General features: G+C 65.5%; 12 protein-coding genes. 3 read left to right on the top strand and 9 right to left on the bottom strand.

Annotated features, from left to right (window positions below; all coding sequences use genetic code 11):
* Positions 1-77: 77 nt before the first annotated feature.
* The 4 genes from ACTHNR_RS21750 to argS form a co-directional block, all read right to left on the bottom strand.
* Complete coding sequence (locus ACTHNR_RS21750; protein WP_440549941.1) at positions 78-848, bottom strand: SDR family oxidoreductase; 771 nt, start codon at positions 846-848, stop codon at positions 78-80.
* A 15-nt stretch (positions 849-863) separates the two neighbouring features.
* Positions 864-1511, bottom strand: a complete 648-nt coding sequence (locus ACTHNR_RS21745; protein WP_440549938.1) for a thiol:disulfide interchange protein DsbA/DsbL — start codon at positions 1509-1511, stop codon at positions 864-866.
* A 151-nt stretch (positions 1512-1662) separates the two neighbouring features.
* The gene (locus ACTHNR_RS21740) at positions 1663-2478 is read right to left on the bottom strand and encodes an SPOR domain-containing protein (protein ID WP_440550012.1); all 816 of its coding nucleotides are present in this window, start codon (positions 2476-2478) and stop codon (positions 1663-1665) included.
* Between the two features lie 98 nt (positions 2479-2576).
* Positions 2577-4352: an arginine--tRNA ligase gene (argS, locus tag ACTHNR_RS21735; protein ID WP_440549935.1), complete on the bottom strand. Its 1776-nt coding sequence runs from the start codon at positions 4350-4352 to the stop codon at positions 2577-2579.
* A gap of 271 nt (positions 4353-4623) precedes the next feature.
* On the opposite strand from argS, the gene ACTHNR_RS21730 reads away from it, so the two are divergent.
* Positions 4624-4950, top strand: a complete 327-nt coding sequence (locus ACTHNR_RS21730) for a DUF1840 domain-containing protein (RefSeq protein WP_440549933.1) — start codon at positions 4624-4626, stop codon at positions 4948-4950.
* Between the two features lie 152 nt (positions 4951-5102).
* On the opposite strand, the gene metH is transcribed toward ACTHNR_RS21730, so the two are convergent.
* The 5 genes from metH to ACTHNR_RS21705 all read right to left on the bottom strand — a co-directional run bounded on the left by metH (position 5103) and on the right by ACTHNR_RS21705 (position 11799).
* Positions 5103-7820, bottom strand: a complete 2718-nt coding sequence (gene metH, locus ACTHNR_RS21725; RefSeq protein WP_440549930.1) for a methionine synthase — start codon at positions 7818-7820, stop codon at positions 5103-5105.
* A gap of 79 nt (positions 7821-7899) precedes the next feature.
* Positions 7900-8967: a homocysteine S-methyltransferase family protein gene (locus ACTHNR_RS21720; RefSeq protein WP_440549927.1), complete on the bottom strand. Its 1068-nt coding sequence runs from the start codon at positions 8965-8967 to the stop codon at positions 7900-7902.
* A 188-nt stretch (positions 8968-9155) separates the two neighbouring features.
* On the bottom strand, positions 9156-9413 hold the full coding sequence (locus tag ACTHNR_RS21715; RefSeq protein WP_440549924.1) for a BTH_I0359 family protein: 258 nt from the start codon (positions 9411-9413) through the stop codon (positions 9156-9158).
* Positions 9414-9685: 272 nt separating this feature from the next.
* A complete protein-coding gene (locus ACTHNR_RS21710) occupies positions 9686-10888 on the bottom strand; it encodes a DUF3108 domain-containing protein (protein ID WP_440549921.1) in 1203 nt (400 codons plus the stop codon).
* Between the two features lie 29 nt (positions 10889-10917).
* The gene (locus ACTHNR_RS21705; RefSeq protein WP_440549919.1) at positions 10918-11799 is read right to left on the bottom strand and encodes an IclR family transcriptional regulator; all 882 of its coding nucleotides are present in this window, start codon (positions 11797-11799) and stop codon (positions 10918-10920) included.
* Between the two features lie 165 nt (positions 11800-11964).
* On the opposite strand from ACTHNR_RS21705, the gene ACTHNR_RS21700 reads away from it, so the two are divergent.
* A complete protein-coding gene (locus ACTHNR_RS21700; protein WP_440549917.1) occupies positions 11965-12954 on the top strand; it encodes a fumarylacetoacetate hydrolase family protein in 990 nt (329 codons plus the stop codon).
* A 145-nt stretch (positions 12955-13099) separates the two neighbouring features.
* Positions 13100-13945 (top strand): enoyl-CoA hydratase/isomerase family protein, encoded by an 846-nt coding sequence (locus ACTHNR_RS21695; protein ID WP_440549914.1) that lies wholly within the window; start codon positions 13100-13102, stop codon positions 13943-13945.
* Positions 13946-13973 lie beyond the last annotated feature (28 nt).

Genomic DNA, 13973 nt, shown 5'->3' with positions numbered 1-13973 from the left:
TGTCGCTCTTGCGTCGCGCAAGTGAGCGCGTTGGGCGGCTTCGGCAAGGCGGTGCGTTCTGCTGAAGGAGCGACGCCCTAAAGCACTGCCCGCGGTTTGCGCGGCGCCTTCTCGAAAAGCTTGTCGTACAACCACCGCGGCAGGCAAGAAAGCAAGGCTGCGACGACGCGCATCGGCCAAGGAAACACGGCGAATCTCACCTTGCGGGCGATCGCCCCGGCGGCTTTTTGCGCGAAGCGGTCGGCGTCCATCAGGAACGGCATCGGATAGGGGTTGTGCGCCGTCATCGGCGTGCGGATGTAGCCCGGCGCGATCGTCACGACGGCCACGCCGAACGGCCGCATCTCGACGCGTAAGGATTCGAGATACGCGAGCGCTGCCGCCTTGGAGGCGCTATAGGCTCCCGAGCCCGGCAGCCCGCGCACGCCGGCCACGCTCGCGATACCGACGAGCGTGCCGTGCCGCGCCTCGCTCATCGGCCGAGCGAACGGCTCGAACGTCGCGGCCATGCCGAAGTAGTTCACGTCCATGACTTCGCGGAAAGTCGAGAGATCGCCGTGCCCCGTTGCGACGCCTTTGCTGATACCGGCATTCGCGATGACGATGTCGGGCAAACCATGCGCGTCGACGAATTGCGCGGCGGCGTTCGCAATGGCCGCATCGTCTCGGACGTCGGCCGGATAGACGGAAACGGACAGATGGGGAAAGCGCCGAGCGAACTCGGCCAGTGCGTCGGCGCGGCGGGCGACGAGACCGAGCGTCGCGCCTTGCCGCGCATATTCGGCCGCAAGGGCCATACCGATGCCGCTCGAGGCGCCGGTGATGAAAACCTTCAACGGTGGATTCATGCCGGCGCCCGCGCGTTACATCTTCTTCGCGCGGACTTGCGAAACGAGGTAGTCGAGGACTTGGATCGTGCCGGGCAGGCTATCGGTGGCAGCCGGGCCCGTTTCGTACTTGCCCTGAACGGCGAGCGTCGGCACGCCGTCGATCTTGTAGTCCTGAATCATCTGCTTGTCGCGATTGATCGCGGTTTGCGTCGAAAACGAGTTGTAAGCGGCCAGGAACTTCTTCGGATCGACGCCTTTGGTGGCCAAGAACTTGGCTTGATCGTCCGGCGTCAGCAAGTAGTTCTTGTTGACGTGGATTTCGTTGAAGACCGCGGGCGTCAACTGCTGCTCGAGACCGAGCGCGTTAAGGGCGTGAAGGAGTTTCGAATGCGGAATGAAATCGTCGCGAAAGGCGACCGGCACGCGCTTGAAAACGACATCGGCCGGCAGCGCCTTGACCCATTTTTCGAGGTACGGGTCGAATTCGTTGCAGTGCGGGCAGCCGTACCACATGAATTCGATGACTTCGATCTTGCCCGCTGGCACGTCGACAGGTTGCGGCGCTTTCAGCACCGTGTAGTCCTTGCCGGCGACGGGTGCGGTAGGGGAAGCGTAGGCGGCGCCCGCGCCGACGACGGCCAGGCTCACGGAAAACAACAGCGTGCGGATGAGTTTTTTCATTTTTGCTCTACTAGGTGCTTGAACGTGGGACGTCAGTCCGGCGGCCGCGGCGGCTAACCCTGCGACACAGCAGTACGCCACAGCGGCTGCCGATTAAGACCGGCGTCGCCCGCGCAAGGTTCAGCGGCGGGCGGCGCGGCGCCACCATGCATCACTGCTTCGTGAAGCGAATCACGGCCGTGTCGATGCCGGCGTCGGACAGACGCTGGCGTGTGGCATTCATATCCTCGAACTTGGCGAAAGGCCCGATGCGCACGCGGAAGTACGTGACCCCGCCCGCGTCGCGCTGCGACACCTTCGATTCGAAGCCTTGGAAGGCCAGGCGGGCACGCTGCTGTTCGGCGTCGGCGGCCGTCTTATAAGCCCCCACTTGCAGGAAGTACCCCGTATTGGCGTCGCCGGGCGCGGGCGACGCGCCGTTGTTCGCATGCGCGGCGCCGCTGGCGCCGGCCGGCGGCACGTTCGCGGCCTGGGGCGCGGCCTTCTTCTGCTGCGCCCCCGCCTGTGCGTTCGTCTGGCCTTGCTGGGCAGGCGCGGTAGCGGCAGCGCCTGCCGTGCTCGACGCGCCCGTCGGCGGCACTTCGACGATCTGGGGCTCCTGCAGCAAGCCAGGCGCTTGCTGGGGTTGTCCCGACGTCGACTGACCCGGCGCGGTGTTCGGCGGCGCGGGCGTTTGCTGCGCGGCCTGCGGCACGGGCTGTCCTGGCGTCTTGCCTTGCAGTGCGCGGTTTGGATCGAATTGCTGCTCGACGGTGCCTGCTTCGGACCCGGCAGTGGGCGGCGCGACCTTCGCGACGAACGGCGTGGGCGCGCGCGTGATGTAAAGCGCGACGACGACGGCGATCGCAAGGCCGACGATCAAGCCCAGCACGATGCCGAGGAACGTGCTCCCCGATTGCTTTGACTGCTTCGGTGCGCTGCGTGGCGAAGTACGGCTCGGTTTTGCCATTATCTGAATCACCTGCAAAAGGAACTCGGGAGCGGTGTGCGCCGCGCGCATGCCGCGCGACGGCGGCATCGATTATAGCGACGGCGCGTGGCGCGGCACGGCAAACGCGAATTGCGTTACATCTTGGCGGGCGAGGAAACGCCGATCATCGCGAGGCCGTTGGCCAGCACTTGCCGCGTGGCCGCCAACAGCGCGATGCGCGCGTCGCGTTCGGCCTGTACGTCGACGAGCACGCGCTCGGCATTGTAGAACGAGTGAAATTCGCTCGCGAGTTCGCGCAGGTAGAACGCGATCGCGTGCGGCGCGAGTTCGGAGGCCGCGTGCGTCAGCATGTCGGGGTATTCCGCCAGCTTGTGCATGAGCGTCATGGCGCGCGCGCTCGTGAGCACCGAGACGTCGATTCGCGGCAGCGCCGCTTCGTCGCCGCCGTAGCGCGATTTCCACTCGGCGAGGATCGAGCAGATCCGCGCATGCGCGTATTGCACGTAATACACGGGGTTCTCGTCGTTCTGCTTGAGCGCGAGATCGACGTCGAACACGAACTCGGTATCGGCCTTGCGCGAAATGAGGAAGAAGCGCACGGCGTCGCGGCCGCGCTGAATCGTCGCCTCGTCCAGCAGGTCAGGCGCCGCTTCTTGCCCCGGCGCCGCGCCGCCCGACCACTCGATCAAGTCGCGCACGGTGACGTAGCTGCCCGCGCGCTTGGAAATCTTCACTTCCTGGCCGTCGCGCATGACGGTGACCATCTTGTGCAGGATGTAGTCGGGATAGCCCTTCGGGATGCCGACGCCGAGGGCCTGCAGCCCGGCGCGCACGCGCGCGATCGTGCCGTGGTGGTCCGAACCCTGTACGTTGATGACCTTCGTGAAGCCGCGTTCCCATTTGGCGATGTGATAGGCGACGTCGGGCACGAAGTAGGTGTACGTGCCGTCGGACTTGCGCATGACGCGGTCCTTGTCGTCGCCGTAGTCCGTCGTGCGCAGCCACAGCGCGCCTTCTTGCTCGAAGGTCTTGCCCGCGGCGATCAGCGCGTCGACGGTCTTTTCCACGCGGCCTTCCGTGTAGAGCGACGATTCGAGGTAGTACTGGTCGAACTTCACGCCGAACGCCTGCAAATCCATATCCTGCTCGTGGCGCAGGTACGCGACGGCGAACTTGCGGATCGCGTCGAGGTCGTCGATGTCGCCCTTGCCCTTGACCGGCTCGCCGTCTTTCGCGGCGACCGTTTCGCCGTTCATGTAGTCGCGTGCGATGTCGCCGATGTACTCGCCGTTGTAAGCGGCTTCGGGCCAGGCCGCGTCGCCGGGCTTCAGGCCCTTCGCGCGCGCTTGCGTCGAGAACGCAAGGTTGTGGATCTGCACGCCGGCGTCGTTGTAGTAGAACTCGCGGTGAACCGCGTAGCCTTGGCTCGCGAGCACGTTCGCGAGGGCGTCGCCGAGCGCCGCTTGACGGCCGTGGCCGAGATGCAGCGGGCCCGTGGGGTTGGCGGAGACGAACTCGACGAGCACGTGCTTGCCGGCAGCGTGGGTGGACCGCCCGAACGCGGCGCCCTCGGCCATGACGGCGCCGATCACGGCTTGCTTCGCCTTGGAGGTGAGGCGCAAGTTGATGAAGCCGGGGCCGGCGATCTCGGCCGCGTCGATCAAGTCCTTTGCACCGGGCTGGGCGAGCAGCGCATCGACGATGCGCTGGGCGAGTTCGCGCGGGTTCTTCTGCAGCGGCTTGGCCAATTGCATGGCCACGTTGCAGGCGACGTCGCCATGCGCGGCCGCTTTCGGGCGTTCTAGCGCGATGGCGGGCATCGAGGCGGCATCGCCGTTCGATTCGGTGATCGCTTGCTTGACGCCGGCGGCGAGCAAGGCTTCGAGACTTTGTTTATGGACTGGCAGCATGCTGTTTCGATGAATTCCGCAGTGGCGGTCCGCCGGGCGGACGCGAAGGGTTGGCGCATGGCGGGCCGGCGGCGCCCGCCGTCATGGCGGGCACGGGCCGCGAAGGCGCGCGTTTGGGTCTAGGCGGATTTTACCAGGTGCTAATATGTCTTCATGACGCGCCGAGCATCGGCCGATCGGCCCGCGCGGCATAGCGCAGGCCGGCCGCGCGCGGCAAGCGATGCGGCGTCGTCAGGCTTGACGTCACCAGAACAAAGGAAACGGGTCCATCATGTTGATTACATTCAAGTGTCGTGCGGCGCCGGACGTTGTCATGCTGGAGAATCTGGCTCAGTATCTCGTCGGTATCGTCGGTAAGCAGCTGGGCGCGCGCGGCGTGATCAGCCACGACGAACTGCCCGCGGCTATTTCGAAACTCGAGGCGGCCATCGTGACCGACAAGCGGGAGATCGCCGAGCACGAAGGGCATTTCCACGAGGGCGAGGACGGTCACGAGCACCATGAGCTGCCGATCGGCTTGGCCCAGCGCGCGTTTCCGTTCCTCGACATGCTGCGCGCCGCACAGCGCGAGAATGCCGACGTCCTGTGGGGCATTTGAGTCGCGCCTGCGTCGGCGTTTTGTAAGGCGCGGGCCGCGCGAGCAGAGCGCGCGCTACGCTCGCCGCAATGATCTGATTTAAGAAAAGGCCCGGATCACGCGTGTTCGCGTGATCCGGGCTTTTTCGTTCGGTGCGGGACTCGCCCGCACCCTTACAGCAGCGGGGCGAGGGCGCGTTCGGCGTCGGCCATCGTGAGCGCGTTGCGGCGCGCGAAATCCTCGACTTGATCGCGGTCGATCTTCCCGACTGAGAAGTAGCGGCTGTCGGGATGCGCGATGTAGAAGCCCGAGACGCTCGCGGCGGGCAGCATCGCCAGCGATTCGGTCACCGTCATGCCGATCTCGTCGGCCTTCAGCGCGGCGAACAAGTCGCGTTTGACGAGGTGATCGGGGCACGCCGGATAACCCGGCGCCGGGCGGATGCCGACGTATTGCTCGGCGATCATGGCTTCGTTGTCGAGCGTCTCGCTTGGCGCGTAGCCCCAGAACTCTCGCCGCACGCGCGCGTGCATCGCTTCGGCGAACGCTTCGGCCAGGCGGTCGGCCAGCGCCTTGAACATGATCGCGCTGTAGTCGTCGAGATCGGCGAGGAACTGCTTTTCCTTGGCCTCGACGCCCAGACCGGCCGTGACGGCGAACATCCCGATGTAGTCGGCCACGCCCGAATCCTTCGGCGCGATGAAATCGGCCAGCGAGCGGTTCGGCCGCATGACGCCGTCCACGACGGGGCGCACGCTTTGCTGGCGCAGGTTGTGCCACGTCAACGCCACCTTGGTGCGCGATTCGTCGGTGTAGATCTCGATGTCGTCGTCGCCCACCGTATTGGCGGGCAGCAGCGCGATGACGCCGCTAGCCGTGAGCCAGCGGCCTTGAATCAGCCGTGCGAGCATCGACTTGGCGTCGGAGAACACGCGCCGCGCCGATTCGCCGACGATCTCGTCGTTGAGAATGGCCGGGTAGGGGCCCGCGAGATCCCACGTCTGGAAGAACGGACCCCAGTCGATGTACCGGGCAAGCTCGTTCAGATCGTAGTTCTTGAAGACGCGGCGCCCGATGAACGCGGGCTTGACCGGCTTGTAAGCCGCCCAGTCGACCTGCGCCTTGTTCGCGCGCGCCTGTGCGAGCGTCACCATCGGCTGGGCCTTCTTGTTGGCGTGCTGCTGCCGAACGCGCTCGTATTCGGCTTTCAGGTCTTCGAGATACTTCGCGGCGCCTTCGTCGGAAAGCAGATTCGATGCGACGGACACCGAGCGCGAGGCATCGGGCACGTAGACGACGGGGCCTTCGTAATGCGGCGCGATCTTGACGGCGGTATGCACGCGCGAGGTCGTCGCGCCGCCGATCAAGAGGGGGATCTTCTTCTCGCGGAAGTAGTCGTCGCGCTGCATTTCCGAGGCGACATACGCCATTTCTTCGAGGCTCGGCGTAATGAGCCCGGACAGGCCGACGATATCCGCGCCTTCGGTCTTCGCCTTGGCGAGGATCTCGTTGCACGGCACCATCACGCCCATGTTGACGACCTCGAAGTTGTTGCATTGGAGCACGACCGACACGATGTTCTTGCCGATGTCGTGCACGTCGCCCTTCACGGTCGCAATGACGATCTTGCCCTTGGCGCGCACGTCGCCGCCCGCTTCGGCCAGCCGTTTCTTCTCTTCCTCGATGAACGGGATCAAATGCGCGACGGCTTGCTTCATCACGCGCGCCGATTTCACGACCTGCGGCAGGAACATCTTGCCCTGGCCGAACAAGTCGCCGACGATGTTCATGCCGTCCATCAGCGGCCCCTCGATCACGTTGATCGGCCGGCCGCCCGCGGCGGCGATCTTCTGCCGCGCCTCTTCGGTGTCTTCGACGATGAAGTTCGTGATCCCGTGCACGAGCGCATGCGCGAGCCGCGCCTCGACGCTCTGATTGCGCCATTCGAGGTTCTCTTCCTTCTTCGCCGCGCCCGTCTTGAACTTGTCGGCGATTTCGAGCAGGCGGTCCGTTGCGTCGGGGCGACGGTTCAGGATGACGTCTTCCACGCGCTCGCGCAGCTCGGGATCGAGATCGGCATAGACGCCGAGCTGCCCCGCGTTGACGATGCCCATGTCCATCCCGGCTTGAATCGCGTGATAGAGGAAGACCGTGTGAATCGCTTCGCGCACCGGGTCGTTGCCGCGGAACGAGAACGACACGTTCGATACGCCGCCGCTCACCTTCGCATAGGGCAGGTTGCGCTTGATCCAGCGCGTGGCCTCGATGAAATCGACCGCGTAGTTGTTATGTTCCTCGATGCCCGTCGCCACCGCGAAGATGTTCGGATCGAAGATGATGTCCTCGGGCGCGAAACCCACTTCATCGACGAGAAAGCGGTACGAGCGCTCGCAAATTTGCGTCTTGCGCTCGAACGTGTCGGCCTGGCCCGTTTCGTCGAACGCCATGACGACGGCGGCCGCGCCGTAGCGCCGAATGAGCCGAGCGTGATGACGGAACGCTTCCTCGCCTTCCTTCAGCGAGATCGAATTGACGATGGCCTTGCCTTGGACGCACTTTAGGCCGGCCTCGATCACCTCCCACTTCGACGAGTCGATCATGATCGGCACGCGGGCGATGTCGGGCTCGGAGGCGATGAGATTCAGAAAGCGCACCATGGCCGCTTTCGAATCGAGCATCGCCTCGTCCATGTTGATATCGATGACCTGCGCGCCGTTCTCGACTTGCTGGCGCGCGACGGCGAGCGCTTCGTTGAACTGGCCGTTCAAGATCATGCGCGCGAAGGCCTTGGACCCCGTGACGTTCGTGCGTTCGCCGACGTTGATGAAGAGCGCGCCGGAGGCGACGTTAAACGGCTCGAGGCCGGCAAGGCGCATCATGTGTTCGGTCATGGTTGTCGTCGATGTAAAACGGTAAGGCGCGAAGCGATAAGACGGACGGGGCGCAGGCGGCTCAAGCGGCTCAAGCGGCTCAAGCGGCGTCGCGGTAGTTGGCCCAAGCGCGCGGCTTCACGTTGCTCAAAGCCTGCGCGATGGCCGCGATGTGCTCGGGCGTGGTGCCGCAGCAGCCGCCGGCGACATTGACGAGGCCCGCTTGCGCGAACTCCTTCAACTGCCGCGACGTGTCCTCCGGCGTTTCGTCGAAACCCGTGTCGCTCATCGGGTTCGGCAGGCCGGCATTCGGGTAGCACGACACGTAGGTGTCGCACAGTTTGGCGAGCTCGGCGATATACGGGCGCATCAACGCGGCGCCGAGCGCGCAGTTCAGCCCGAACGTCAGCGGCTTGGCGTGACGCAGCGAATTCCAGAACGCTTCCACCGTCTGCCCGGACAAGATGCGGCCCGACGCGTCCGTCACGGTGCCCGAGATCATGATGGGCAGCACTTCGCCCGTGTTTTCGAACAATTCGTCGAGCGCGAACAGTGCGGCTTTCGCGTTCAGCGTGTCGAAAATGGTCTCGACGAGGAATAGATCCGCGCCGCCGTCGAGCAACGCTTGCGCCTGCTCGTAATACGCGGCGCGCAACTCGTCGAACGTGACGTTGCGCGCGGCCGGATCGTTGACGTCGGGCGAGATGCTCGCTGTTTTCGGCGTCGGTCCGATGGCGCCCGCGACGAAGCGGGGCTTGTCGGGCGTCGAGTATTGGTCGCAGGCCGCGCGCGCAAGCTTGGCCGATTCCAGGTTCATCTCGCGCGCAAGCGATTCCATCCCGTAGTCCGCTTGGGCGACGGTGGTGGCGCCGAACGTGTTCGTCTCGATGATGTCGGCGCCGGCGGCCAGGTACTGCTCGTGGATCTCGCGGATGATTTGCGGCTGCGTGAGCGAGAGCAGCTCGTTGTTGCCCTTCACGTCGCGTGCGAAGTCCTTGAAGCGCTCGCCGCGATAGCGCGCTTCGTCGAGCTTGTAGCGCTGAATCATCGTACCCATCGCGCCGTCCAGAATGAGGATGCGCGACGCGAGCAGCGCGGGGAGCTGGGCGCCTCGGGTGTAATGCGTGCTTGACGCGGGCGATCCGGCGGGAGCGGCGGACGAATTCATGGCGAGCGTGCGCGGGGCGTGAGGGGGAAAACCGTCATTGTAGCGGCTGCCGGCCCGCCTCGCCGGCCGTGCCCGCGACGCCGGGCGCGCAAAAAGAAAACCCCGTCCGGCATACCGGGCGGGGTTCGATCCGCTAGGCCTTGCCGCTTTGGGGCGTCAGGCCGCGTGTGAGAGTGTCGTCTGAAACCTCAGTGGAGGACGACGGGCTGCGTCATCAGGCTGTCGAATTGCCCGAGGAACTCGTCGACTTCGTCGAGTGTTGGCTCTTCCTCGATGAGCTTGCGTACGTGTTCGCGAAACTGCGCCGCCATTGCGCCGTCGATGAAGATCTCACGCTGCGTGTTCTTGTCTACGATTTCGTAGCCACCTGCGTTCATCGCCAGGTGGTCCGCTTGCGGCGCGAACTCGACGACACAATAGTTGGGGCTGTTGTAGATCATTTGCATGGCGACACTCCTTATTCCGATTGGCTCCTGGCCGTTTTCCGCCCAGTACGTGGAGCGTGTTGCATGGAATTTCAAGGGGTGGGTCTTAAACGACGCTTAAAACGGGTTGGAACATTGCAACCAAATGCATCTTCGACGTCATGCTTGCTGCTTTGCGACCTAACCAACCCGTTAGACCCCGTCCATCCAAAACGTTCGAGCGGCGAGGGAAAACATCGAGGATCGTCCACGTGCCTCGATAACCATGATAACGGCACGTGCGAGCCGCTGGTTTAGGGCTGCTCGCGCACCTGGGCCGGCGTTCGGTCGGCCGGCTCGGCGTTGGACGAACCATCCGGTGTCCTTGCCTTCGCTGTCGCATTTTCCGCGCCCGGCGGCTCGAGCCGCCCGCGCCACAACAGTTCGATCTGCGTGCCGTTCGGCTCCGTTTGCACGATGCGGGCCGGCAGCCAGCCCAGCGAGGGCGCAAGCCACACGTCGATGCGTCGCCGGTCGCCGTCGTGGCGCGGCAGTCTCATAAAGTGACGCGCCGCCAGAAAACCTTCGGGAGTGCGAATCGATTCGTCGCCGATCGTCTCGATCGGCCAAAGTTCTCCGCTGTCGTCGTCCGCCACGTAAAACGCCCGTGTGACGCCGGCCTTGTACGTTTCCGGATCCCCGCGCACGAGGCTTGCCAACTGCATCACCATGCTGAAGCGGTCTTGCGCGCCCTCCGGCAGTGCAAGCGTCGTGCTCGTGCGCGTGAAGCCGATCCGTTTGGCGGCGCGGTCGAACGTCGTCACCTCTTCGGGGCGGCGACCGCGCTTCTCGACGTAGCGCTCGGGAGCCAATCCGAACGCGTCGATGCGCCCGCTGCTTTCGTACGAGAACGTGCCGAGGAACGGCAACGGCACGGAAACGACCATTTCGTAGCGGCCGCCGTCGCTCGTCCATCGGATCGTGCCGGGCGCGTTTTCCACCCCGTTGTAAAACGTGTTGTAGTGCAAATTGCCCGAAGGGGGCACCGAGAAGCGTACGCCCGCGCTCGCTGCGCTGGCTTGGACGGGGGGCGCGGCGGTCGATGCGGCCCCCGGACTCGACGCGCCAGGGACCGAGGACGTCGCGTCGCCCTGGGATGCACTGGCCGTCTGAGCGGCGGCCGGCGGCGTGTCGCCCGGGTTGACAGCGTGCAGCACGGCTGTTCGGCTGTCCGTCGAACGGTGGGCGGCCGCATGCGCGCGGGGCGGCGCCGTGCGGTGCGCCCCTCGTTGCGGCTCGGTGCGTTCGATGGGCTGCGGGGTCAGTAGCGCGACTTGAATCGGCGCCTTGACCGCTTCTGCCTCGAAAGCCCCGTGGTAGCGCGCGAACCACAAGAGCGCGGCGCCGTGAACCGCGAGCACCGCCGCGAATGCGGCGCCCCATCGCCGCGCGAGCCGCCGTGCCCGGCTAGGGGGGCAGGGGGTGCGGCGGGCGGCGGGTGCGAATACGTACGACATGTCGGCGGGTCTCGATCGTCCTCGCCGCGTCAGCGCGGCGCGCTGCTGTGGCCGAGTTCGTAGGACAACTTGTTCGCGCAAGCTTTCAGCGCCAGGGCGATCTCCCCGTCCCAAGACAGATCGAACGCGCCTTCATGACCGAGCGCGATCAGGCCCAGCGCGAGTTCGCCCGAGGCGTCGAAAACGGGCATGCAAAAGGCGTGGATCGTCGGCAGCAGCATCCCGGCCACGCGCGCCGCGCCATGCTCGCGGACGTCCGCGAGCGCCCGTTCGAGTTCGCTTTCGCTGCGCGGCCCGCTCGCGTGCGCCGAATGGCGCGAGCCGGCGAGCTCGCGCTCGATCATCGCCTGGGTCTTGCCGCGCGGCAGATATGCCGCAAAGAGTAGGCCCGTGGCGGAGCCAAGCAGCGGCATGACATCGCCGAGCTTGAGCGACGCCTTCGCCGGATGGCTCGATTCGGTCCAGTGGACGACCGTCGGCCCTTGATTGCCCCAGACGGCGATACCGACCGTGATGTCGAGCCGATCGCGCAGCTCGCCGAGCGCCAGCCGGGCGAGTTTCACGCCGTCGACGCGCGCGAGGCGAGCCAGCCCCATCTGCAGCGCGAAGCCGCCGAGCTCATAGCGGCCTGAAACGGGGTCTTGCGCCACGACGCCTAGGCGCTGAAAGCTCACGAGGTAGCGATGCGCCTTTGCCGGGCTCATCTGCGCCCGCTTGGCGAGATCGCGCAGCATCATTGCGCGCGGCTCGTTCGTCAGCACTTCCAGCAGGCGAAACCCCACTTCGATCGACTGAATGCCCGAGCGCACCTTTTCCTCGCCCTCGCCCTCGGCGCCATCGTCGAGGGGATCGAGCGGATCGCCGAGCGCGGGATCGAGCGTGTCGGGCGTGGGGGAAGGCGGAGCGGACATGGGCGGGCGATACCGACGAAAAGCCGAAAACGGCGAAAGCAGGGCGGAAAATGGACGCAAAACGGGCGCCGATGCGTCATCCTGACGAACTCGAGCGGCGTGACGCATTCACCATCGTAAAATAGATTCTCTCTATCGTCACCACACGGCTTCGATTCCTCCCACATGAAACTTGCCACGCTCAAAGACGGGTCGCGCGACGGCCAACTGATCGTCGTTTCGCGCGATTTGCGCACGGCCGCGATTGCCGACGCCATCGCGCCGACGCTGCAGCGCGCGCTCGACGACTGGCCGTTCTATGCGCCGCAGCTCGCCGAGCTTTACGACGCGCTCAATCAAGGCCGTGCCCGCGCAGCCTTCGCGTTCGAACCGAAGGACTGCATGGCCCCGCTGCCGCGAGCGTTCCAGTGGGCCGACGGCTCCGCCTACGTGAACCATGTCGAACTCGTGCGCCGGGCGCGCGGTGCCGACATGCCGCCGGAGTTTTGGACCGATCCGCTGATGTACCAAGGCGGCAGCGACGACTTTCTCGGCCCGCGCGAGGACATCGTCTGCGCGTCCGAGGCGTTCGGCATCGACTTCGAGGCCGAAGTGGCCGTCGTCACGACCGACGTGCCCATGGGCGCGACGCCCGAGGCCGCGCTCAAGGCCGTGCGTCTCGTGATGCTCGTCAACGACGTCTCGCTGCGCAATTTGATTCCGGCGGAACTCGCAAAGGGCTTCGGCTTCTTCCAAAGCAAGCCGGCCACGGCTTTTTCGCCCGTGGCCGTGACGCCCGACGAGTTAGGCGAACACTGGCGCGGGGGGCGCGTGGAGCGGCCCATGATCGTGCATTGGAACGGCAAGAAAGTGGGGCAGCCGGACGCCGGCGTGGACATGGTGTTCCACTTCGGCCAGCTCATCGCGCACGCGGCGAAGACGCGCAATTTGCGCGCGGGCTCGATCGTGGGTTCGGGCACCGTCTCGAACAAGGACGAGAAGCGCGGCTACTGCTGCATCGCCGAGAAGCGCTGCCTCGAAACGATTGCGGGCGGTGCGCCTCAAACCGAATTCATGAAGTACGGCGACACGGTCAAGATCGAGATGCTCGACGATGCCGGCAAGTCGATCTTCGGCGCCATCGAGCAATCGGTCGCGCCGCTCGAGCAGGCGTAGCGCATGAAGGCTCGATGGGCCCGGGGGCGCGCGCCGGGTTTGGCCCGATGCGGGGCCGCACGCGCACGCCTACACTGACGAGCGAGCGGCGTCGCGGCTCATGCGAACGTTCGGGGTTTCTTCAGCTCAACACGAGTCCATACCGATGACCGATACGACAACTTCCGACGATCTCGCGCTCTATGCGCATTACGGCTCGTTGCGCTTGCAACGTCATCCGCACGGCGTGCTCGAAGTCGTCATGAGCGGAGCGGGGATGAACAAGAGCGGCCTTGCCGCGGCCGACGAGCATATGCATCGCGAACTGGCCGAGATTTGGCGCGACATCGACCGCGATCCGAACACGCGCGTGGCCGTGATCCGGGGCGAAGGCAAGGGCTTTTCGGCGGGCGGCGATCTCACGCTCGTCGAGCAGATGGCCGATCGCTTCGACGTGCGCTCGCGCGTCTGGCGCGAGGCGCGCGATCTCGTCTACAACGTCATCAACTGCAGCAAGCCGATCGTCTCCGCGATGCACGGGCCGGCCGTGGGCGCGGGCCTCGTCGCCGGGCTCCTGGCCGATGTGTCGATCGCGGCCAACGATGCGCGCATCATCGACGGGCACACGCGCCTCGGCGTCGCGGCCGGCGATCACGCGGCGATCGTCTGGCCGCTGCTGTGCGGCATGGCCAAGGCGAAGTATTACCTGCTGCTGTGCGAGGCCGTGAGCGGGGCGCAGGCCGAGCGGATCGGGCTCGTGTCGCTGGCCGTCGACGAGGCCGAACTGCTGCCGAAAGCGTTCGAAGTCGCGACGCGGCTCGCCCAAGGTTCGCAAAGCGCGATACGCTGGACGAAGTACGCGCTCAACAACTGGCTGCGTATGGCGGGGCCGACGTTCGATGCGTCGCTCGCGCTCGAATTCATGGGTTTCTCGGGCCCCGACGTGCGCGAAGGCATCAGCTCGCTGCGCGAGCGGCGCGCACCCGATTTTCCGGGCAGCGATTTTTCCTGACGCTGATTCTGATTCACACCCACGTCTT

Source organism: Trinickia sp. (assembly GCF_051954495.1).
Classification (GTDB): Bacteria; Pseudomonadota; Gammaproteobacteria; order Burkholderiales; family Burkholderiaceae; genus Trinickia.
This window is presented reverse-complemented; position numbering and strand designations above follow the sequence as displayed.

Coding starts and splice junctions, on each gene's coding strand:
- ACTHNR_RS21750 (WP_440549941.1), bottom strand. CDS start 848: ATGAATCCACCGTTGAAGGTTTTCATCACCGGCGCCTCGAGCGGCATC.
- ACTHNR_RS21745 (WP_440549938.1), bottom strand. CDS start 1,511: ATGAAAAAACTCATCCGCACGCTGTTGTTTTCCGTGAGCCTGGCCGTC.
- argS (WP_440549935.1), bottom strand. CDS start 4,352: ATGCTGCCAGTCCATAAACAAAGTCTCGAAGCCTTGCTCGCCGCCGGC.
- ACTHNR_RS21730 (WP_440549933.1), top strand. CDS start 4,624: ATGTTGATTACATTCAAGTGTCGTGCGGCGCCGGACGTTGTCATGCTG.
- metH (WP_440549930.1), bottom strand. CDS start 7,820: ATGACCGAACACATGATGCGCCTTGCCGGCCTCGAGCCGTTTAACGTC.
- ACTHNR_RS21720 (WP_440549927.1), bottom strand. CDS start 8,967: ATGAATTCGTCCGCCGCTCCCGCCGGATCGCCCGCGTCAAGCACGCAT.
- ACTHNR_RS21715 (WP_440549924.1), bottom strand. CDS start 9,413: ATGCAAATGATCTACAACAGCCCCAACTATTGTGTCGTCGAGTTCGCG.
- ACTHNR_RS21710 (WP_440549921.1), bottom strand. CDS start 10,888: ATGTCGTACGTATTCGCACCCGCCGCCCGCCGCACCCCCTGCCCCCCT.
- ACTHNR_RS21705 (WP_440549919.1), bottom strand. CDS start 11,799: ATGTCCGCTCCGCCTTCCCCCACGCCCGACACGCTCGATCCCGCGCTC.
- ACTHNR_RS21700 (WP_440549917.1), top strand. CDS start 11,965: ATGAAACTTGCCACGCTCAAAGACGGGTCGCGCGACGGCCAACTGATC.
- ACTHNR_RS21695 (WP_440549914.1), top strand. CDS start 13,100: ATGACCGATACGACAACTTCCGACGATCTCGCGCTCTATGCGCATTAC.